The following is a 20,780-nucleotide window of genomic DNA, read 5'->3' on the forward strand; positions in this document are numbered from 1 at the left end:
CTGGAGCAAGGCATGGGCTGGGATTTGGCAACGCCGTTCATCATCGATCTGCAGGTTGCGGCTGAGGACATCGACGGCCTGGGGCACGCCAATAATGCGGTGTACGTCTCATGGCTGGAGCGTTGTGCCTGGCGCCATTCCCAGCGCCTGGGGCTGGACCTCACCGAATACCGCCGCCTCGACCGCGCCATGGCCGTGGTACGCCATGAGATCGACTACCTGGCGGCAGGCTATGAGGGCGATGAGTTACAACTGGCCACCTGGATCGTCGACTGGGACCAGCGCCTGAAGATGACCCGCCGTTTCCAACTGGTACGCCCCCGTGACGGCGCGACCCTGCTGCGCGCGCAAACAACCTTCGTATGTATTGAGTTGTCCAGCGGCAAGCCCAAGCGCATGCCCGCCGAGTTTATTGAAGGTTACGGCCCCGCCCTGACAGGGGGTTAACGGTTGCCGCGGGAAACCCAGTAAACTGCGCCACGATTTTTGTTGAGTGTTTTCCATGCAAATTGCTTTGGCGCCCATGGAGGGGTTGGTCGACAACATCCTGCGGGACGTGTTGACCCATGTGGGCGGTATCGACTGGTGCGTGACCGAGTTCATCCGGGTCAACGACCGCCTGCTCACGCCTGCCTATTTCCACAAGCTCGCGCCTGAACTGCTGCACGGTGCCCACACGGCGGCGGGTGTGCCGTTGCGGGTGCAGTTGCTCGGTTCCGACCCAGTGTGCCTGGCGGAAAATGCCGCCCTGGCCTGTGAATTGGGCTCTGAAGTGATCGACCTGAACTTCGGGTGTCCGGCCAAGACCGTGAATAAATCCCGAGGTGGCGCGGTGCTGCTCAAGGAGCCGGAGCTGCTCAACCAGATCGTCGAGCACGTGCGCCGCGCCGTACCCGCCCATATTCCCGTGACCGCCAAGATGCGCCTGGGCTTCGACAGCCCGGATGGCGCGCTGGTGTGCGCCACAGCCCTGGCCGAGGGCGGCGCTGCGCATATCGTGGTGCATGCACGCACCAAGGCCGATGGCTACAAGCCGCCGGCTCATTGGGAGTGGATCCCGCGGGTGCAGGACGTGGTCAAGGTGCCGGTGTTTGCCAATGGCGATATCTGGAGCGTCGAAGACTGGAAGCGCTGCCGCGAAATCAGCGGCGCCGAAGACATCATGCTGGGCCGGGGCCTGGTGGCGCGGCCCGATCTGGCGCGGCAGATTGTGGCGGCCAAGGCCGGCGAAGAGGTGGTCGAGATGACCTGGGCGCAGATGCAGCCGATGCTTCAGGAGTTCTGGCGTCAGTCGGTGGCGCAACTGACGGAGAAGCAGGCGCCCGGCCGCTTGAAACAGTGGCTGGCGATGCTCACGCGCAACTACCCGCAAGCGGTGGAGTTGTTCACGGCCCTACGCCGCGAGACGGACTTGAACCAAGTCAGCCGCCTGCTGGGTATGCCGCATCCAACAGCCGTTTAACCGGCAGCCTTACTCCAGCAGTTGCCTGAACCCCTCGATCGGCAACGGTCGGCTGTGCAAATAGCCCTGGAATAAATGGCAGCCGAGCTTTTGCAGGAACGCCAGTTGCTCCAGGGTCTCCACCCCCTCGGCGATGACTTCCAGGTTTAGGCTGCGCGCCATGGCCACAATGGCGCGGATGATTTCTGCATCATTGGGGTCGTGGGTCGCATCGCGCACGAACGACTGATCGATCTTCAGCGCATCCACCGGCAAGCGCTTGAGGTAGGTCAAGGATGAGTAGCCGGTGCCGAAATCATCCATTGCAAAGCTCACGCCGAGTTTTTTCAGGCGACGCATCTTCACCACGGTATCGTCCAGGTTCTGGATCACGATGCCTTCGGTGATTTCCAGTTTCAGCAGGCTGAACGGCAGGCCGTGTTGCTTGAGGCTGTGCTCCACCCGTTCCACAAAGTCGTTCTGGCGAAACTGCCGGGGGCTGATATTCACGCACAGGCTGAAATTGAGCGGGTCTACCAGGCCATCGGCAATCAACTGGGCAAAGGCGCCGCAGGCTTCATCGAGAATCCAGGTGCCGACCTCCAGGATCAGGCCGCTGTCTTCCAATACCTTGATAAATTCCGCCGGTGACTGCGCGCCCAATTGTGGGTGCTGCCAGCGCACCAGGGCCTCGGCGCCGACTATCCGGTTGCCGCGCGCATCCACCTGGGGCTGGTAATGCACGCTGAATTCGCCGCGTGACAAGGCCAGGCGCAAGTCAGTCTCCATGCGCAGGCGTTCGCTAGCGGTTCTTTGCATGCTGTTGTGGAACATCTGCGTGGTGTTGCGCCCGGAGTCCTTGGCGCGGTACAGGGCGATGTCGGCGCGCTTGAGCAAATCGGCGGGTGTGGTGCCGTGGTCGGGGATCAGTGCCACGCCGATGCTGGGTGTGACTTGCAGCCGATGACCGTCGAGAAACATCGGCTCCGAGAGCAATTCGCGCAGGGTATCGGCCAGCGCTTGCACTTGGCTGCTGACCGTCTGGCGGGTGCCCTCCAGGCCGCTGAGCAATACCACAAACTCATCGCCGCCCAAGCGCGCCACGGTGTCCTCCATGCGCACGCTGGCTTCCAGGCGCGCGGTGACGATTTTCAACACGGTATCGCCAACGGGGTGGCCGAGGGAGTCGTTGATGTGCTTGAAGTGGTCCAAGTCCAGAAACAGCAGGGCGCCGCGCAGGTTGTGGCGCTTGAGCAGGGCGATCTGCTGGCTCAGGCGGTCCATCAGCAGTGCGCGGTTCGGCAGGTTGGTCAGCGGGTCGTGATAGGCCAGGTGCCGGATTTGTGCCTGGGCGTTCTTCAATAGGCTCACATCCCGTGCGGTCAGCAGCAGGCAGGGGGTTTCATTCAAGGTGATCGGCTCCACCGAGACCTCCACCGCCAGTACCTCGCCACGCTTGTTGCGCCAGAGCATTTCCAGGTGGTGAATGCGCCCCTTGATCTGCAACTCGGCCAACAGTGCGGCGCGTTGGTTTTCGTCGGCCCAGATGCCGATCTGGTACAGGGTCAGGCCGATGGCCTCTTCGGTGCGGTAACCGGTCAGGCGGCAAAAGCCATCGTTGACCTCCACATAGCGGCCGGTGTCGCGCTCGGTGATGGAAATCGCATCGGGGCTGGAGTGGAACGCCTTGGCGAACTTCTCTTCGCTGGCCTTGAGTGCGGCTTCCGAGCGTTGCTGTTGGGTAATATCGCGCAGCGTGGTGACGATGCACGGCTGGTCGCTGACCTTGATTAAACGGCTGGAAATCATGCAAGTCAGGCTTTGGCCGTCCTTGTGATGCACCACGATGGCCACATTGCTCAGGGCCTGCTCGCGAATCACCTGCTCGATGCGTTGCAGGCGCTTGCTGGAGTCGTCCCACAGGCCGATTTGTTCGGCGCTTTTGTCGAGTACTTCGGCGGCTGTAAAGCCAAACGTCTGGGTAAACGCCGGGTTGATCTCGATGAACGCGCCGCTGTCCAGGCAGGTGACGCAGATCGGGTCGGGGCTGGCCTGGAACAGACTGGCGAACTTTTCCTCCGAGGCGGTCAGCCGCTGCTCGCGCTCGACCTGGTCGGTGATATCCAGCAAGGTGCCGGCCATGCGCAGGGGCTTGCCTGACTCATCGCGATACAGGCGTGCGCGACTCTCCAGGTAACGCGGGCTGCCGTCTTCCATTTGCACGCGGTAGGTCAACTGATAGTTGCCGTCCGGGCCTTCGCGCAGACTGCGGTACGCATGGCGCATACCCTCGCGGTCTTCATCGGACATGCCCTCAAAAAACGCATCGAAGGATTCATGGAACGGCGCGGGTTCCAGCCCGTGCAACTGGGCGGCACGCGCCGAGCCGTAGAGCATGCCACTGGGGATGTGCCAATCCCAGGTGCCCAGTTGCGCGGAATCCAGAGCCAGGTCCAGGCGCTCCTGGCTATCCTTGAGTGCTTGCTCGGCGTTTTTACGTTCGGTGGTGTCCAGGAACGTGCTGATCAGGTACGCCTCGCCGTCCAGTTCGACCTTTTGTGCGCTGAGGGTGCCGTCATGGATCTGGCCGTTGCTGGCGCAGAACTGCACTTCCATGGTGATGGGTTCGCCTTTGCGCTGGGTGGCCTTGACCAGCAGCGCCCGCTGTTCCGGATGGCGCCACAGGCCCAGTTCCAGGGTGGTGCGGCCGATGGCATCGGCCACTGGCCAGCCGAACAGCATCTCGAAATACTGGTTGGCTTCGCTGATCAAGCCGTCGGCCTGGCGCGTCAGCAGCACCATGTTCGGGCACAGGTGGAAGAGTGTGGCGAAGCGCTTTTCCGAATGGCTGAGGGCGTGTTCACGGTCGCGTTGGTGGGTGATCTCGCGGATCACCCCGATCATGCGTCGCCGTCCGGCTTTGTCGGGGGCCAGGTTGCCGCTGATTTCCAGCCAGTGCAGGCTGCCATCGGGCCATTGGATACGGTGGTGCATGGCGCGGTCGAAAGGCTCTCCGGCGAGCACCGCATGAAAGCCGCGCACCACCCGCGCGCTGTCTTGCGGGGCCAGCAGGTCGAGGTAGTCCAGGTCCTTGGGCAGAGGCTGGCGCGGGTCAAAGCCGAATAGCGCCTGGGTGCCCCGTGACCAACTGATTCTTCCTGTGTCGATTTCCCAGCACCAGGCACCCAGCCGCGCGGCATTGAGGGCCGCCAGCAGCTGCGGGGCACTGTCCCAGCTTTGTTCCGCCGCTTGAGGGTCCAGGGCGTAGATGCGGGGCAGGGGTGGAATCGGGTCAAGGGGGTTGCGCATTATCAAAGGGCCTTGGCTCATTGAGAAAACCGCGCGGTTTGACCCAAACCCTTGGCCCGCACGGTGTCATGCCGGTAACCCTGGCAGATCGACCTGTGCATCCAACAGGCTCATGAAAGCCCGCGCAGCGTTCGACAGCGTCCTTTCGGTGTGCACGATATAGCCTAGCTGGCGACTGAGCTGTATGCCCGGCAAAGCGATACTTGCCACCTGATCGTCGAGCATGGTGCGTGGTAACACACTCCAGGCCAGACCGATGGAGACCATCATCTTGATGGTTTCCAGGTAGTTAGTACTCATCGCGATATTGGGCATCAGGCCCTGCGCCTCGAACAGGCGGCTGACAATATGGTGGGTAAAGGTATTGCCTCCGGGAAACACCGCCGGATGCCCGGCTATATCCGCCAGGCTGACGGAACCGTTGCTGATCAGGCTGTGTTCCGGCGCCACCACAAAATCCAGCGGGTCGTCCCACACCCGGGTGGCGCGTACCAGGTTGTGGGGCTCTGGCGCCAGGGTGATCACTGCGACTTCCGCACGGCCGTGGAGGATTTCTTCGTAGGCCACTTCTGAATCCAGAAACTGAATATCCAGCGCCACATTCGGGTATTGCCGGGTGAAGGTGCGCAGAATCGGTGGCAGGCGGTGCAGGCCGATATGGTGGCTGGTGGCCAGGGTGAGGCGGCCGCTGACTTCGCCGGTGAGGTTAGTCAGGGCCCGGCGGGTGTCGTCCAGCACGTTGAGGATTTGATAGGCGCGGGGCAGCAAGGCCCGCCCGGCTTCGGTCAGGCCGACTTCGCGGCCCAGGCGGTCGAACAGCCGTACCTTCAATTGTTGTTCCAGACCGGCGATGCGCTTGCTGATGGCCGGCTGTGTCAGGTGCAGGCGTTCGCCGGCGCCGGAGAAGCTGCCGGTCTCGGCGATGGCGATAAAGGCGTTGAGGTTTGCCAGGTCCATGGTGCTATTCCAGTTGGTAATCCAAAGCATAAAAAATATGAATTTGAGTTATTTAATGTAGCGCCATACCATCAGCCTCACAAGCCAAAGGGTTATTGAAAAGCCCGGCGTATAGAAGCACCGCTGATGAGGACCGACTGATGGCCGGCAAAACGCTTTACGACAAGCTTTGGGATTCCCATGAAGTGAAACGTCGCGATGATGGATCGTCGCTGATCTATATCGACCGTCACATCATCCATGAAGTGACCTCGCCCCAAGCGTTCGAAGGCCTGCGACTGGCCGGGCGCAAGCCTTGGCGCGTCGACTCCATCATCGCCACGCCGGACCACAACGTGCCGACGACTCCTGAGCGCAAAGGCGGCATCGAAGCCATTGCCGACCAGGTCTCGCGCTTGCAGGTGCAGACCCTTGACGACTATTGCGACGAATACGGCATCACCGAATTCAAGATGAACGACGTGCGCCAAGGCATCGTCCACGTCATCGGCCCGGAGCAGGGCGCAACCTTGCCGGGCATGACCGTGGTCTGCGGTGACTCCCATACCTCCACCCATGGTGCGTTCGGCGCCCTGGCCCACGGCATCGGTACTTCCGAGGTGGAGCACGTGTTTGCCACCCAGTGCCTGGTGGCCAAGAAAATGAAGAACATGCTGGTACGCGTCGAAGGCCAATTGCCGTTTGGCGTGACCGCCAAGGACATCGTACTGGCTGTGATCGGCAAGATCGGCACCGCGGGCGGTAACGGCCATGCCATCGAGTTCGCCGGCAGTGCTATCCGCGAGCTGTCCATTGAAGGCCGCATGACCATCTGCAACATGTCCATCGAAGCCGGTGCCCGCGTGGGTATGGTGGCGGCGGACGAAAAAACCGTCGAATACGTCAAAGGTCGCCCCTTCGCGCCGCAAGGCGCCGATTGGGACGCCGCCGTCGAAGCCTGGAAAGACCTGGTCTCCGACGCCGATGCGGTGTTCGACACCGTGGTCGAACTCGACGCTGCGCAGATCAAGCCGCAAGTCAGCTGGGGCACTTCGCCGGAAATGGTCTTGGCCGTTGACCAGAACGTGCCGGACCCGGCCAAAGAGGCCGACCTGGTCAAGCGCGGCTCCATCGAGCGCGCCTTGAAATACATGGGGTTGACCGCCAATCAGGCGATCACTGATATCCAGTTGGACCGTGTATTTATCGGCTCCTGCACCAACTCGCGGATCGAAGACCTGCGCGCCGCGGCGGTGATCGCCAAGGGCCGCAAGGTGGCCTCGACTATCAAGCAAGCCATTGTGGTGCCAGGTTCCGGGCTGGTTAAAGCCCAGGCGGAAGCCGAAGGGCTGGACAAGATCTTCCTCGAAGCCGGTTTTGAATGGCGGGAGCCGGGCTGCTCGATGTGCCTGGCGATGAACCCGGACCGCCTGGAGTCGGGCGAGCATTGCGCATCGACCTCCAACCGTAACTTCGAAGGGCGTCAGGGCGCGGGTGGGCGTACCCACCTGGTGAGCCCGGCCATGGCCGCCGCTGCTGCCGTCAACGGTCGTTTCATCGACGTTCGCGAATTGATCTGAGGAAAACCCGATGAGAGCTTTTACCCAACACACAGGCCTTGTAGCGCCGTTGGACCGTGCCAATGTGGACACCGACCAGATCATCCCCAAGCAATTTTTGAAGTCGATCAAGCGCACCGGTTTCGGCCCCAACTTGTTCGATGAGTGGCGCTACCTGGACGTGGGCTACGCCTACCAGGACAACTCCAAGCGCCCCCTGAACAAGGACTTTGTGCTCAACGCCGAGCGTTACCAAGGTGCCAGCGTGTTGCTGGCCCGGGAAAACTTCGGTTGCGGCTCCAGCCGTGAACACGCGCCGTGGGCCCTGGAAGAGTACGGCTTTCGCAGCATCATCGCGCCGAGCTACGCCGATATCTTCTTCAACAACAGCTTCAAGAACGGCCTGTTGCCGATCATCTTGAGCGACGCAGAAGTGGACGAGTTGTTCCAGCAAGTGGAGGCCAATGTCGGCTACCAATTGACGGTGGACCTGGCCGCGCAAACCGTGAGCCGCCCTGACGGCAAGGTGTACCACTTTGAAGTGGATGCCTTCCGTAAGCACTGCCTGATCAACGGCCTGGATGACATTGGCCTGACCTTGCAGGACGGCGATGCGATTGCTGCGTTTGAAACCAGGCACCGGGCGAGCCAGCCCTGGTTGTTTCGCGATGCCTGATTTGATGTAAGCAGGTCTGGCCTCTTCGCGAGCAAGCCCGCTCCCACATTTGATTGCATTTCAACTGAAGAAACTCGGTCGAATGTGGGAGCGGGCTTGCTCGCGAAGGCGTCAGTACAAACAGCACAAGTCTCAAGGACAACATCATGACCACCACCGCCCACTCCCAAGTCGTGCAAAAACAATTCGGCGAGCAAGCCTCGGCCTACCTGAGCAGCGCCGTACACGCCCAGGGCACCGAATTCGCTGTGCTACAGGCCGAGCTGGCCGGGCAGGGCGCTGCACGACTGTTGGACCTGGGCTGCGGCGCAGGTCATGTCAGCTTCCAGGTGGCGCCTCTGGTCAAAGAAGTGGTGGCCTACGACCTCTCCCAGCAGATGCTTGACGTGGTGGCTGCCGCCGCCAAGGACCGCAACCTGGCCAACATCCGCACCGTGCACGGCGCCGCCGAGCGCTTGCCCTTCGCCGAGGGTGAGTTCGACTTCGTATTCAGCCGTTATTCGGCCCATCACTGGAGCGACCTCAGCCTGGCCCTGCGTGAAGTGCGCCGGGTGCTCAAGCCGGGCGGCGTGGCGGCATTTGTGGATGTCTTGTCACCGGGCAGCCCACTGTTGGACACTTACCTGCAAACCGTCGAAGTGCTGCGCGACACCAGCCACGTGCGTGATTACTCCGGCGCTGAGTGGATGCGCCAGTTGAGTGAGGCCGGCCTGCACGTACGCAACAGCAGCCGCCAGCGCTTGCGCCTGGAATACACCTCGTGGGTCGAGCGCATGCGCACGCCCGAGGTACTGCGGGCAGCAATCCTGGAGCTGCAAAAGGCGATGGGCCAGGAAGTACGCGATTATTATGACATTCAAGCCGACGGCACCTTCAGCACCGATGTGCTGGTGGTCTTCGCCGAACGCTGATTGATTTTTCCCGACCTGCCCACGGGCGGGTCGCTTGATGAAATGAGGAACGCATGAGCAAGCAGATTCTGATTCTCCCTGGCGACGGTATTGGTCCGGAAATCATGGCCGAAGCGGTCAAGGTCCTTGAGCTTGCCAACAGCAAGTACAACCTGGGCTTCGAGCTGAGCCACGATGTGATCGGCGGCGCCGCCATCGACAAACACGGCGTGCCGCTGGCCGACGAGACCCTCGACCGCGCCCGGGCTGCCGATGCCGTGCTGCTCGGCGCCGTGGGTGGGCCGAAATGGGACAAGATCGAGCGTGACATCCGCCCTGAGCGCGGCCTGCTGAAAATCCGTGCGCAAATGGGCCTGTTCGGCAACCTGCGCCCGGCCATCCTCTACCCCCAACTGGCCGACGCGTCGAGCCTCAAGCCGGAAGTGGTGGCGGGCCTGGATATCCTCATCGTGCGCGAGCTGACCGGCGGTATCTACTTCGGCTCGCCACGGGGCGTGCGCGAGTTGGAAAATGGCGAACGCCAGGCCTACGACACGCTGCCGTACAGCGAGAGCGAAATCCGCCGTATCGCCCGTGTCGGTTTCGACATGGCGCGGGTGCGCGGTAAAAAGGTCTGCTCGGTGGATAAAGCCAACGTGTTGGCTTCCAGCCAGCTGTGGCGTGAAATCGTCGAAGAAGTCGCCAAGGATTACCCGGACGTCGAACTGAGCCACATGTACGTCGACAACGCCGCCATGCAGTTGGTGCGCGCACCCAAGCAGTTCGACGTGATCGTCACCGACAACCTGTTCGGCGACATCCTGTCCGACCAGGCGTCGATGCTCACCGGTTCCATCGGCATGCTGCCGTCGGCGTCCCTGGACACCAACAATAAAGGTATGTACGAGCCGTGCCACGGTTCGGCGCCAGACATCGCGGGGCAGGGCATTGCCAACCCGCTGGCGACGATTTTGTCGGTGTCGATGATGCTGCGCTACAGCTTCAACCTGGGCGATGCGGCGGACGCCATCGAGAAGGCTGTCAGCCTGGTGCTGGATCAGGGCTTGCGCACGGGCGATATCTGGTCCCAGGGTTGTACCAAGGTCGGGACGCAAGAAATGGGCGACGCAGTAGTCGCCGCGCTGCGGAATCTGTAATCTCTCGGGCCCGCTTGCAGTTGTTGCTGCAAGGCGGCCCACTTTTTAACAAGGTGTAGTTGCGATGAAACGTGTAGGTCTGATCGGTTGGCGCGGTATGGTCGGTTCCGTGCTCATGCAGCGGATGCTGGAAGAGCAGGATTTCGATCTTATTGAGCCGGTGTTTTTCACCACTTCGAACGTAGGTGGCCAAGGGCCGTCCGTGGGCAAGGATATTGCCCCGCTCAAGGATGCCTACAGCATTGAAGAGTTGAAGAGCCTCGACGTGATCCTGACCTGCCAGGGTGGCGACTACACCAGCGAAGTCTTCCCCAAGCTGCGCGAAGCCGGCTGGCAGGGTTACTGGATCGACGCCGCTTCGAGCCTGCGCATGCAGGATGACGCGGTGATCATCCTCGATCCGGTCAACCGCAAGGTCATCGATCAGCAACTGGACGCCGGCACCAAGAACTACGTGGGCGGCAACTGCACCGTGAGCCTGATGCTGATGGGCCTGGGTGGCCTGTTCGAAGCGGGCCTGGTGGAGTGGATGAGCGCCATGACCTATCAGGCGGCCTCCGGCGCCGGCGCGCAGAACATGCGCGAACTGATCAAGCAGATGGGCGCGACCCACGCCGCTGTCGCCGATCAACTGGCTGACCCGGCCAGCGCCATCCTCGACATCGACCGCCGTGTGGCCGAGGCCATGCGCAGCGACGCTTACCCGACCGAGAACTTTGGCGTGCCATTGGCCGGTAGCTTGATCCCGTGGATCGACAAGGAACTGCCTAACGGCCAGAGCCGTGAAGAGTGGAAGGCCCAGGCCGAAACCAACAAGATCCTGGGTCGCTTCAAGAACCCGATCCCGGTGGATGGCATCTGCGTGCGCATTGGCGCCATGCGTTGCCACAGCCAGGCGCTGACCATCAAGCTGAACAAAGACGTGCCGATCGCCGATATCGAAGGCCTGATCAGCCAGCACAACCCCTGGGTCAAGCTGGTGCCGAACAACCGCGATATCAGCATGCAGGAGCTGAGCCCGACCAAGGTCACCGGCACCCTGAATGTACCGGTGGGCCGTCTGCGCAAGCTGAACATGGGCAGCCAGTTCCTCGGCGCGTTCACCGTCGGCGACCAACTGCTGTGGGGCGCGGCTGAGCCGTTGCGTCGCATGTTGCGGATTTTGCTGGAGCGTTGATCGCTTGAAGCAATAACAGAAACCCGCGTTCTGGTGACAGGCGCGGGTTTTTTGTTGCCTTTGTGATCATTCCCACGCTCTGCGTGGGAATGCAGCTCTGGACGCTCTGCGTCTGCTTTAGAGGCGTGACGCGGAGCGTCACAGGAGGCATTCCCACGCAGAGCGTGGGAACGATCAGGGGGGCTGTAATTGCCTCACCCTCTACCACCCGGTAAAGTGCCGCTCCCCCGTAATGCCCGAGGCAACCCCATGACCCAGACCTTTGAAATCGCCGTGATCGGCGCCACCGGTACCGTGGGTGAAACCCTGGTGCAGATTCTCGAAGAACTGGAGTTCCCGGTGGGCACCTTGTACTTGCTGGCGGGCAGCAACTCGGCGGGGGCTTCGGTGCCGTTTCGGGGCAAGAACGTGCGGGTCAAAGAAGTCGACACGTTTGACTTCAGCAAGGTGCAGTTGGCGTTCTTCGCTGCAGGCCCGGCGGTGACCTTGAGCTTCGCCCCGCGTGCCACCGCCGCTGGTTGCGCGGTGATTGACTTGTCCGGCGCATTGCCCGCCGAGCAGGCGCCGCAAGTGGTACCGCAGGCCAACGCCCATGTGCTGAACGCGTTGAAAAAGCCTTTTCAACTCGGCAGCCCGAGCCCCTGTGCCACGTACCTCGCGGTGGTGCTGGCGCCCTTGCGCGGTGTGGTGGACATCCAGCGCGTGAGCGTCACCGCTAACCTGGCCATCTCTGCCCAGGGCCGCGAGGCCGTCAGCGAGTTGGCGCGCCAGACCGCTGAACTGTTGAACGTGCGTCCCTTGGAACCGGCGTTCTTTGATCGGCAAGTGGCGTTCAACCTGCTGGCGCAAGTCGGCACGCCGGATGCCCAAGGTCATACCGCCCTGGAGAAACGTCTCGTACACGAACTGCGTGCGGTGCTGGAAACACCTTTACTAAAGATTTCCGCCACCTGCGTTCAAGCCCCGGTGTTTTTCGGCGATAGCCTGGCTGTGTCGCTGCAATTGGCCGCGCCGGTCGACCTGGACGCGGTGAACCGTGCGCTCGACGCTGCACCGGGAATAGAGCGGGTCGAGGAGGGCGATTACCCCACGGCCGTAGGCGATGCCGTCGGCCAGGACGTGGTGTACGTAGGGCGAGTTCGCGCCGGTATCGACGACCCGGCGGAACTAAATCTTTGGCTGACGTCAGATAACGTACGCAAAGGCTCGGCCCTGAACGCCGTGGAGCTGGCGCAGTTGTTGATAAAAGGCCTTGTGTAAAAGATACTTGGCGGCAATTTGTAGATTGATTCTAACCAGGCGCTATGCTTGGTCCCAAGTGAAACACAAGCGCGTCGGTGACCTATCGGCTCGCCATGCCTAATGGCAGCGGTTACCAACCTTCTCGCAGGGCGGGAAGCGTTCAAACAAAGGATGAGGCTATGGTTCAAGTTCGCAAACTGGTGTTAGCAATAGCGGCCGCCTCGGCGCTGTCCTCCGGTATGGCGCAGGCGCTGCAACTTGGGGAGATGACCCTCAAGTCGAAGTTGAACCAGCCGCTGTCGGTGGAAATCGAATTGCGCGATGTGGGCGGCCTTACGGCGTCCGAGATCACCCCTAGCCTGGCGTCGGCCCAGGCCTTCGTGGATGCGGGTGTCGACCGCCAGGCGTTTCTCGATGACCTGACGTTCACGCCGGTGATCAACCCCGAAGGTCGCAGCGTGGTGCGCGTGACCTCCAGCAAGCCTCTGCCCGATTCCTATGTGCGCTTCCTCATGCAGGTGCAATGGCCCAATGGCCGTTTGATGCGTGACTACAGCGTACTGCTCGACCCGGCCAAGTTCGATCAGCCAGCGCCGACGGCGAGCGCGCCGGCCAGTACCGCGCCAGCCGCCAGCACGCCTGCCCAGCACACCACCACGTCCCGCGACACCTTGTGGGAAATTGCCGCAAAGAACCGCAATGGCGCCTCGGTCCAGCAAACGATGCTGGCCATCCAGGCGCTTAACCCGGATGCCTTTGTCGACGGCAATATCAACCGCCTGAAAACCGGCCAGGTCCTGCGCCTGCCAGATACCACGCAAAGTACAGCGCTGGCGCAGCCGCAAGCGATTGCCGAAGTGAGCGCGCAGAACGCCGCCTGGCGCCAGGGCCGCCGTGGCCCTCAGAGCCAAGTGGCCGGCAAGCCGCAGTTGGACGCGACCAAACGCACCCAGGCCGGCAATGCGCCGTCGAGTACCCAGGCCAAGGATAACCTGAGCCTGGTGTCGGCCGAAGCTGCCAAGAAAGGCGCGAAGGGCACCGTCGGTGACAGCCGCGCCCTGAGCGACAAGCTGGCAATGACCCAGGAAGAGCTCGACACCACGCGGCGCGACAACGAAGAACTGAAAAGCCGTGCCGCCGACTTGCAAAGCCAGTTGGACAAGCTGCAGAAGCTGATCCAGCTGAAGAATGACCAATTGGCTCGTTTGCAAGCGCAAACGGGCGAGCCACAGACAGCCGCGATGCCCGCGCAGTTGCCGGGTGAACCTGCAGCTGAGCCGGCGGCCCCCGTTGCAACACCAGCGCCAGTGCCTGAACCGGCCAAGCCGGCTGCTGCGCCGGCCAGCACCGAAGGCAAGTTCAACGACCTGCTGACCAACCCGATTGTGCTCGGCATCCTTGGCGGTGCGGCCCTGCTGGTGGTGTTGCTGCTTCTGCTGCTGTGGGCACGCCATCGCAATGCTCGCCGCGAAGAAGAGAAACATCTGCGTATGGCACGGGCGTTGGCCGAAGAGCCTGAGTTCGTTTCCAATATCGATCAAGACCTGCCGCCTGACAGCTTCGAGGGCCTTGAAGTGCCGCCGCCGAGCGTCAAGCTCGCCACCGCAACGCCGCCAGCATCTGCGCCCGCGCCGGCGCCGGTGGTTGAGACGGTAGTGGCACCGACGGTCGCCTCCGTGCTGGCGCCGTTGGCGGTTGCCGTGGCTCAGGAAAACGCCAGTGACGCCCTGGCCCAGGCCCAATCCCATATCGACCGTGGCCATCTGAACCAGGCGGCGGATGTGCTTGAACAAGCCATCAAGCGCGAGCCCAAGCGCAGCGACCTGCGTTTGAAGCTGATGGAAGTCTATGGGCTGCAGAACAACAAGGACGGGTTCGTCACCCAGGAGCGCCAGTTGGTGGCCAACGGTGAGAACCATGCCCAGGTCGAGCAGCTCAAGGCGCGTTTCCCGGCCATGGCCGTGTTGGCGGCGGGTGTCAGTGCCGCAGTGGCTGCCGCGGCCCTGGATGCGCAGTACGTCAAGGACCTGCTCGATGACAAGCCGACCCCAGCCCCGCAGGCAGACACCTTCGACACCGATTTCGACCTGAGTCTGGATGACCTGGAAGCCGCCTCGCCGGCCGAGATCGCGCAAGACCAGCAAACCTTTGAAGCGCTGCTCAAACAACAGACTGAGCCCAAGGCCGATGCGCAGGATCTGTCGGACTTTGACCTGGACCTGCAACTGGACCCGCCGACGTCGAAATCCGATGACGACTTCCTGTCGGGCCTTGAAGGGCAGATCAAGGATGTCCCGCCGGTTGAGCCGCCGACCCTGACGCCGGCCGCGCTGGACGAATTCGACCTGCCAGAAGACTTTGACCTGTCGCTGGCGGACGAGCCGAGCGCCCCGGCAGCCAAGCCCGATGCTTTTGCTTCGGAGCTGGACGACGTCAACGCTGAACTGGATCGTTTGTCACAGAGTCTGGAGCATCCGCCGATCGAGCCTTCCTTCACGGCTGAAGATGCCGCGCTGGGTGCTGAGGATGAGCCAGAGTTCGATTTCCTCTCTGGCACTGATGAAGTGGCCACCAAGCTCGACTTGGCCCAGGCCTACATCGACATGGGCGATGCGGACGGCGCGCGAGACATCCTGTCCGAAGTGTTGACCGAAGGCGACGAGGGTCAGCGTAGCGAAGCCAAGGAAATGCTCGGCAGAATCTAACGGCCGACGCAGAAAAATGTGGGAGCGGGCTTGCTCGCGAATGCGGTGGTGCAGTTGCTGATGTGCTGGATGACACGGCGCATTTGCGAGCAAGCCCGCTCCCATATTTAAAGTCCACTCATGCACCCTGACGCCCTATAATGCCCGCCTTTGCGCAACTCATCAGGCTCTCAGTTCTTGGCAAATATAGATAACGCGGCTGCCGAAATGGCGGCCGCAGGCTTTTACCGCATCGCCCTGGGCGTGGAATACAAAGGCTCGCGCTATCGCGGCTGGCAGCGTCAGGCCTCCGGGGTGCTGACGGTGCAGGAAACCCTGGAAAACGCCCTGTCCAAAGTCGCCAACTCGCCGGTGTCGCTGATGTGTGCCGGGCGCACCGATGCCGGCGTGCACGCGTGTGGCCAAGTGGTGCACTTCGACACCCAGGCCGAGCGGTCGATGAAGGCGTGGGTGATGGGGGCCAATATCAATTTGCCCCATGATGTCAGTGTCAGCTGGGCCAAGGTCATGCCCGCGCATTTTCACGCCCGTTTCAAGGCCATCGCCCGGCGTTACCGCTACGTGATCTACAACGATCAGATCCGCCCGGCGCACCTCAATGAAGAAATCACCTGGAACCACCGCCCGCTGGATGCCGAGCGTATGGCCGAAGCCGCGCAGCATCTGGTGGGGGTGCATGACTTCAGCGCCTTCCGTGCCGGGCAGTGCCAGGCCAAGTCGCCGATCAAGGAAGTCCACCACCTGCGGGTGACGCGCCACGGCAAGATGATCGTGCTGGATATCCGTGCCGGGGCCTTTCTGCATCACATGGTGCGCAATATCGCTGGGGTGCTGATGACCATCGGCACCGGTGAGCGCCCGGTGGAGTGGGCCAAGGAAGTGCTGGAAAGCCGCATCCGCCGCACGGGCGGGGTCACGGCGCATCCGTTCGGCTTGTATCTGGTGGATGTGGAGTACCGCGACGAGTTCGAACTGCCGGAACGCTTTATCGGGCCGCACTTCCTCACCGGTTTCAGCGAACTTGGCGGCTGACGCCCGGAAAAGCTTTTGTTACCATCCGGGACTTTCTCGGACCAACCCTGAGGTTCCTACGACATGTCAGCCGTTCGCAGCAAGATTTGCGGGATTACCCGCATAGAAGACGCGCTGGCGGCAGTCGAAGCGGGGGCGGATGCCATTGGCCTAGTGTTTTATGCCAAGAGCCCACGGGCGGTAAATGTGCTGCAGGCGCGGGCGATTATCGCTGCGTTGCCGCCCTTCGTGACCACCGTGGGGTTGTTTGTCAATGCCAGCCGCTGCGAGCTCAACGAGACCCTGGATGCGGTGGCGCTGGATATGTTGCAGTTCCACGGCGACGAATCGCCAGAGGAATGCGAAAGCTATCAGCGCCCGTACATCAAGGCGTTGCGGGTCAAGGCCGGGGACGATATTGCCGCAGCCTGCGCCGCGTATGCCGGCGCTCGCGGGATTCTGCTGGACACCTACGTCGAAGGCGTACCCGGTGGTACGGGCGAGGCGTTCGACTGGTCGCTGATTCCCGAGGGGTTGAGCAAGCCGGTTATTCTCGCGGGTGGGCTCACCCCAGGAAATGTCCAGGCGGCCATCGAACAGGTTCGGCCGTATGCCGTCGACGTCAGCGGTGGGGTGGAGCAGGGCAAGGGGATCAAGGACCCGAGCAAGATTCGCGCGTTCATGCAGGCCGTGCGCAACAGCAGGGGTGGGATGTGACGGCTGGCAGTCTGCCGCCGTCCATAACTACCACTGTGTAAAACAGCCCGGCGCCGCCTGTGGGTGGCCCGGAAACGAAGTGGCAACCCTGCGCTGGCAGGTTGTCTGGAAGGCTGAGGATACGAGCGGGAAATGGCAGGTCCAACGTCTGACCCCGTCCCGCCTGTGTCATCGCCACATATGAATTTAGCTCAAGGGCATACGCGGGGCTGTGTTCAAGCCACCGGTACTGGAGAAAAGAAAGCATGAGCAACTGGTTAGTAGACAAACTGATCCCTTCGATCATGCGTTCCGAGGTGAAGAAAAGCTCGGTTCCTGAAGGTCTGTGGCACAAATGCCCATCCTGCGACGCGGTACTGTATCGCCCGGAGCTGGAAAAGACCCTGGACGTTTGCCCCAAGTGCAACCACCACATGCGTATTGGCGCCCGCGCCCGTATCGACATCTTCCTGGATGCCGACGGCCGTAATGAGCTGGGCGCCGACCTGGAGCCGGTTGACCGTCTCAAGTTCCGCGACAGCAAGAAGTACAAGGACCGTCTGGTCGGCGCGCAGAAGCAGACCGGCGAGAAAGACGCGCTGATTTCGGTCAGCGGCAAGCTGCTGGGCATGCCGGTGGTGGTTTCGGCCTTCGAATTCTCCTTCATGGGCGGTTCCATGGGTGCCATCGTCGGTGAGCGCTTTGTTCGCGCTGCCAACTATGCCCTGGAAAACCGTTGCCCGATGATCTGCTTCGCCGCCTCCGGTGGTGCGCGTATGCAGGAAGCCCTGATTTCCCTGATGCAAATGGCCAAGACCTCGGCGGTTCTGGCGCGTCTGCGTGAAGAAGGCATTCCGTTCATCTCCGTATTGACCGACCCGGTCTACGGCGGCGTGTCCGCCAGCCTGGCAATGTTGGGCGATGTGATCGTTGGCGAGCCTAAAGCCCTGATCGGCTTTGCCGGCCCACGCGTGATCGAGCAGACCGTGCGGGAGAAACTGCCGGAAGGCTTCCAGCGCAGCGAGTTCCTGCTGGAGCACGGTGCGATCGACCTGATCATCCCGCGTGGCGAGTTGCGCCCGCGCCTGGGCAGCCTGCTGGCGCAAATGATGGGCCTGCCGACGCCTGTGTACGTCGCGCCTAAAGTCGAGCCGATCGTCGTGCCGCCGGTGCCTGCAAACCTATGACCCAACGTACCCTGGGCGAGTGGCTCGCCTACCTTGAGCAGTTGCATCCGTCCGCCATCGACATGGGCCTGGAGCGCTCGCAACAGGTAGCGGCCCGCCTCGGGTTGGGTCAGCCGGCACCGCGTGTGATCACGGTGACCGGCACCAACGGCAAAGGCTCCACCTGTGCTTTTGTGGCCGCGCTGTTGCAGGCCCAGGGCCTCAAAGTCGGCGTGTACAGCTCGCCGCACCTGCTGCGCTACAACGAGCGGGTGCAGCTCAATGGCGTAGAAGCCACTGATGCCCAGCTGTGCGAAGCCTTCGCAGCCCTGGAGGCCGGGCGTGGCGAGACTTCCCTGACCTATTTCGAAATGGGCACCCTGGCGGCGTTCTGGCTGTTCGAGCGTGCGCAGCTGGATGTGGTCGTGCTGGAAGTCGGCCTCGGCGGGCGCCTGGATACGGTCAACGTGGTGGATGCCGACCTGGCGCTGGTCACCAGCATCGGTGTTGATCACGCCGACTATCTAGGCAATACCCGCGAGTCTGTGGCCTATGAAAAGGCCGGGATCTTCCGCCAGAGCAGGCCCGCGCTCTGTGGCGACCTGGATCCGCCGCAACCTTTGCTGGACAAGGTGCGCGAGCTGGATTGCCCGTTCTACCTGCGCGGTCGTGAATTCAATCTCGACATCGGTGCGACCCACTGGCAATGGCGTGGGCGTGATGCCCGTGGCAAGGTGGTAGAGCTGCTCGATTTGCCGTTGCTGAACCTGCCGATGGAAAACGCCGCACTCGCGCTGCAAGCCTATTTGCTGCTGGATCTGCCGTGGGATGCCAAGCAGATCGGCGCAACCCTGCGAGCGACGAAGGTGGTGGGGCGCCTGGATCGCCGGGTGCTGGACTGGCAAGGCAAGCGCCTGAACCTGTTGCTGGATGTCGGGCATAACCCCCATGCGGCTCACTATCTGGCTCAGCGCCTGGCGCGCACACCACCGGCCGGCCGCCGCCTGGCGGTGTTCGGGTTGCTGGCCGACAAGGATCTTGATGGCGTAATAGCGCCGTTGTTTGGCAGCGTACAGTCTTGGGCCGTTGCGCCGCTGGATACGCCGCGCAGCCGTCCTGCGGTTGAGCTGGAAACTGCCTTGCAGAACCTTGGCGCGCCCGTGACGTCGTATGCAAGCATCACTGCCGCCCTTGAGGCGCAGTGTGCGCTGGCTGCGGCCGAAGACGAAATCCTGTTGTTCGGATCATTTTATTGTGTTGCCGAGGCGCTCGAATGGCTGGCCCGGCGCTCCACGGAGGAAGCTGCACATGGCATTACTGGATAGCGCATACAAGCAGCGAATGGTCGGGGCCCTGGTGCTGGTGGCGTTGGCGGTGATCTTCCTGCCGATGCTGTTTTCCCGTCAGGACGAACAGCGCCAGGTGGTGGTTGAAGCTCCCGCTGCGCCCCAGGCGCCGGTGGTGCCCCAGGTTCAAGTCGAACCGGTAGTTGTGCCTGAGCCTCAGGTGTTGCCGGAAGAACCTGTGCCCGTCGAGGAGGAGGTCGTCACCCAGCAGGCACCTTCGCAGGCCCCTTCGATGCCGGTGCAGCCAAGTGTGCCGGTGGTCAAGCCGACGCCAGCCCCGGCTGTCGCCGCCAAACCGGCTGCACCGGCGCCAGCGCCCAAGCCTGTGGCGCCGCAGCCTGCTGCACCGGGTAAGCCGGATGTGGGTCAGAGCCGCATCGACCCTAATGGCTTGCCGATCAGTTGGTCGATCCAGCTCGCCAGCCTGGCCAATCGCGAAAGCGCCGATGCCTTGCAGAAAAAGCTGCGTGCCCAGGGGTATAACGCCTATATCCGCAGTGCCGATGGCAAGAACCGTGTGTTTGTGGGGCCGCTGATCGAGCGTGCCGAGGCAGATCGCCTGCGCGATTTGCTGGGTCGTCAGCAGAACCTCAACGGGTTTGTGGTGCGTTTCCAGCCCGAGCGCGGCTGAACAAACACCGGCTTTGGCTGGCGGCGCGGTTCAAATGTGGGAGCGGGCTTGCTCGCGAATGCGGTAGATCAGTCGACTTATTTGTTGCTGGCCCACCGCATTCGCGAGCAAGCCCGCTCCCACATTGGTTTTGTGATGGGGTTGAGATCGACTTGCTCGCTCCCAATCTATTGATTTGCAAAGCAGCCGCAATCACCGCTTACCGATAGCCCGGCGCTCTGCTAAAATGCGCCGCCTTATCCGTACGTAGGCTGCACTGTGCCATTTACCTGGGTTGATTGGGCGATCGTTGCAATCGTCGCCATCTCCGCTTTGATCAGTCTGAGCCGCGGCTTCGTAAAAGAAGCACTGTCGTTGCTGACCTGGATCATCGCAGGAGTCGTAGCCTGGATGTTCGGTGGTTCACTGTCGGTCTACCTGGCCGGGTACATAGAGACACCTTCGGCTCGCGTCATCGCGGGCTGCGCCATCATGTTCATCGCCACGCTGTTGGTGGGGGCAATGGTCAATTATCTTATTGGCGAGTTGATACGTGTCACCGGCATCGAAGGGACCGATCGATTTCTCGGCATGGCCTTCGGGGCTGCGCGTGGCGCGCTGCTGGTGGTGGTGGCGGTCGGGCTGTTGAGCCTGGGGCCGGTACAGCAGGATTCGTGGTGGCAGGAGTCGGTACTCGTGCCAAAATTTCTATTGGTTGCAGACTGGTCCAAGAACCTCATTCTGGGGTGGAGCAGTCAGTGGCTGGCCAGCGGAATCAGCGTACCCGCTGATCTTCCGTTCAAGGAACACCTCTTACCGGCCAAAACGCCTCAGTAAGCTGTGTTCAGTCAAGATTCAT

The 20,780-nt window shown here is 62.0% G+C and carries 17 protein-coding genes; 15 read left to right on the top strand and 2 right to left on the bottom strand.

The annotated features are described in order from the left end of the window. Nucleotides 1-12 precede the first annotated feature (12 nt). Together BT199_RS02300 and BT199_RS02305 are read left to right on the top strand one after the other, a co-directional pair. Entirely contained in the window at nt 13-447 is a 435-nt protein-coding gene (locus BT199_RS02300; RefSeq protein ID WP_020300953.1) for an acyl-CoA thioesterase, read from the top strand. A 55-nt stretch (nt 448-502) separates the two neighbouring features. Beyond that, nucleotides 503-1,462 carry a tRNA dihydrouridine synthase gene (locus BT199_RS02305; protein ID WP_014719164.1) on the top strand — a complete coding sequence of 320 codons (960 nt, stop codon included), beginning with the start codon at nt 503-505 and terminating at the stop codon, nt 1,460-1,462. 9 nt (nt 1,463-1,471) lie between these two features. Here BT199_RS02305 and BT199_RS02310 read toward each other — a convergent pair whose 3' ends face one another. Together BT199_RS02310 and BT199_RS02315 are read right to left on the bottom strand one after the other, a co-directional pair. Next, nucleotides 1,472-4,750 carry an EAL domain-containing protein gene (locus BT199_RS02310; protein WP_014719163.1) on the bottom strand — a complete coding sequence of 1,093 codons (3,279 nt, stop codon included), beginning with the start codon at nt 4,748-4,750 and terminating at the stop codon, nt 1,472-1,474. Between the two features lie 66 nt (nt 4,751-4,816). Beyond that, nucleotides 4,817-5,707, bottom strand: a complete 891-nt coding sequence (locus tag BT199_RS02315) for a LysR family transcriptional regulator (protein WP_038450884.1) — start codon at nt 5,705-5,707, stop codon at nt 4,817-4,819. 140 nt (nt 5,708-5,847) lie between these two features. Here BT199_RS02315 and leuC point away from each other — a divergent pair, with 140 nt between their 5' ends. The 13 genes from leuC (at nt 5,848) to BT199_RS02380 (ending at nt 20,758) form a co-directional block, all read left to right on the top strand. Beyond that, nucleotides 5,848-7,266 carry a 3-isopropylmalate dehydratase large subunit gene (gene leuC, locus BT199_RS02320; RefSeq protein WP_054922598.1) on the top strand — a complete coding sequence of 473 codons (1,419 nt, stop codon included), beginning with the start codon at nt 5,848-5,850 and terminating at the stop codon, nt 7,264-7,266. Between the two features lie 10 nt (nt 7,267-7,276). Further along, entirely contained in the window at nt 7,277-7,921 is a 645-nt protein-coding gene (leuD, locus tag BT199_RS02325) for a 3-isopropylmalate dehydratase small subunit (RefSeq protein WP_072433783.1), read from the top strand. Between the two features lie 146 nt (nt 7,922-8,067). Continuing rightward, nucleotides 8,068-8,832, top strand: coding sequence for a class I SAM-dependent methyltransferase (locus BT199_RS02330; RefSeq protein ID WP_072433784.1), 765 nt, complete (start codon nt 8,068-8,070; stop codon nt 8,830-8,832). A gap of 53 nt (nt 8,833-8,885) precedes the next feature. Beyond that, nucleotides 8,886-9,968 carry a 3-isopropylmalate dehydrogenase gene (leuB, locus tag BT199_RS02335; RefSeq protein WP_072433785.1) on the top strand — a complete coding sequence of 361 codons (1,083 nt, stop codon included), beginning with the start codon at nt 8,886-8,888 and terminating at the stop codon, nt 9,966-9,968. 64 nt (nt 9,969-10,032) lie between these two features. Further along, nucleotides 10,033-11,145, top strand: a complete 1,113-nt coding sequence (gene asd, locus BT199_RS02340; protein WP_003192554.1) for an aspartate-semialdehyde dehydrogenase — start codon at nt 10,033-10,035, stop codon at nt 11,143-11,145. Between the two features lie 249 nt (nt 11,146-11,394). Further along, nucleotides 11,395-12,405: an aspartate-semialdehyde dehydrogenase gene (locus tag BT199_RS02345; RefSeq protein WP_072433786.1), complete on the top strand. Its 1,011-nt coding sequence runs from the start codon at nt 11,395-11,397 to the stop codon at nt 12,403-12,405. Nucleotides 12,406-12,566: 161 nt separating this feature from the next. After that, on the top strand, nt 12,567-15,092 hold the full coding sequence (locus tag BT199_RS02350; protein WP_072433787.1) for a FimV/HubP family polar landmark protein: 2,526 nt from the start codon (nt 12,567-12,569) through the stop codon (nt 15,090-15,092). Nucleotides 15,093-15,299: 207 nt separating this feature from the next. Continuing rightward, nucleotides 15,300-16,124 carry a tRNA pseudouridine(38-40) synthase TruA gene (gene truA, locus BT199_RS02355; protein WP_003192549.1) on the top strand — a complete coding sequence of 275 codons (825 nt, stop codon included), beginning with the start codon at nt 15,300-15,302 and terminating at the stop codon, nt 16,122-16,124. Nucleotides 16,125-16,187: 63 nt separating this feature from the next. Continuing rightward, entirely contained in the window at nt 16,188-16,820 is a 633-nt protein-coding gene (locus BT199_RS02360; RefSeq protein ID WP_072433788.1) for a phosphoribosylanthranilate isomerase, read from the top strand. 245 nt (nt 16,821-17,065) lie between these two features. Beyond that, complete coding sequence (gene accD, locus BT199_RS02365) at nt 17,066-17,986, top strand: acetyl-CoA carboxylase, carboxyltransferase subunit beta (RefSeq protein ID WP_014719154.1); 921 nt, start codon at nt 17,066-17,068, stop codon at nt 17,984-17,986. Continuing rightward, nucleotides 17,983-19,290: a bifunctional tetrahydrofolate synthase/dihydrofolate synthase gene (gene folC, locus BT199_RS02370; RefSeq protein ID WP_019820868.1), complete on the top strand. Its 1,308-nt coding sequence runs from the start codon at nt 17,983-17,985 to the stop codon at nt 19,288-19,290. Before accD ends, folC begins: the two co-directional genes overlap by 4 nt. Further along, nucleotides 19,274-19,942, top strand: a complete 669-nt coding sequence (locus BT199_RS02375; protein ID WP_014719152.1) for an SPOR domain-containing protein — start codon at nt 19,274-19,276, stop codon at nt 19,940-19,942. Before folC ends, BT199_RS02375 begins: the two co-directional genes overlap by 17 nt. 258 nt (nt 19,943-20,200) lie before the next feature. Further along, a complete protein-coding gene (locus tag BT199_RS02380; protein ID WP_014719151.1) occupies nt 20,201-20,758 on the top strand; it encodes a CvpA family protein in 558 nt (185 codons plus the stop codon). Nucleotides 20,759-20,780 lie beyond the last annotated feature (22 nt).

The organism is Pseudomonas sp. NFR02 (genome assembly GCF_900119375.1).
Taxonomy (GTDB): domain Bacteria; phylum Pseudomonadota; class Gammaproteobacteria; order Pseudomonadales; family Pseudomonadaceae; genus Aquipseudomonas; species Aquipseudomonas paracarnis.

Coding starts and splice junctions, on each gene's coding strand:
- BT199_RS02300 (WP_020300953.1), top strand. CDS start 13: ATGGGCTGGGATTTGGCAACGCCGTTCATCATCGATCTGCAGGTTGCG.
- BT199_RS02305 (WP_014719164.1), top strand. CDS start 503: ATGCAAATTGCTTTGGCGCCCATGGAGGGGTTGGTCGACAACATCCTG.
- BT199_RS02310 (WP_014719163.1), bottom strand. CDS start 4,750: ATGCGCAACCCCCTTGACCCGATTCCACCCCTGCCCCGCATCTACGCC.
- BT199_RS02315 (WP_038450884.1), bottom strand. CDS start 5,707: ATGGACCTGGCAAACCTCAACGCCTTTATCGCCATCGCCGAGACCGGC.
- leuC (WP_054922598.1), top strand. CDS start 5,848: ATGGCCGGCAAAACGCTTTACGACAAGCTTTGGGATTCCCATGAAGTG.
- leuD (WP_072433783.1), top strand. CDS start 7,277: ATGAGAGCTTTTACCCAACACACAGGCCTTGTAGCGCCGTTGGACCGT.
- BT199_RS02330 (WP_072433784.1), top strand. CDS start 8,068: ATGACCACCACCGCCCACTCCCAAGTCGTGCAAAAACAATTCGGCGAG.
- leuB (WP_072433785.1), top strand. CDS start 8,886: ATGAGCAAGCAGATTCTGATTCTCCCTGGCGACGGTATTGGTCCGGAA.
- asd (WP_003192554.1), top strand. CDS start 10,033: ATGAAACGTGTAGGTCTGATCGGTTGGCGCGGTATGGTCGGTTCCGTG.
- BT199_RS02345 (WP_072433786.1), top strand. CDS start 11,395: ATGACCCAGACCTTTGAAATCGCCGTGATCGGCGCCACCGGTACCGTG.
- BT199_RS02350 (WP_072433787.1), top strand. CDS start 12,567: ATGGTTCAAGTTCGCAAACTGGTGTTAGCAATAGCGGCCGCCTCGGCG.
- truA (WP_003192549.1), top strand. CDS start 15,300: ATGGCGGCCGCAGGCTTTTACCGCATCGCCCTGGGCGTGGAATACAAA.
- BT199_RS02360 (WP_072433788.1), top strand. CDS start 16,188: ATGTCAGCCGTTCGCAGCAAGATTTGCGGGATTACCCGCATAGAAGAC.
- accD (WP_014719154.1), top strand. CDS start 17,066: ATGAGCAACTGGTTAGTAGACAAACTGATCCCTTCGATCATGCGTTCC.
- folC (WP_019820868.1), top strand. CDS start 17,983: ATGACCCAACGTACCCTGGGCGAGTGGCTCGCCTACCTTGAGCAGTTG.
- BT199_RS02375 (WP_014719152.1), top strand. CDS start 19,274: ATGGCATTACTGGATAGCGCATACAAGCAGCGAATGGTCGGGGCCCTG.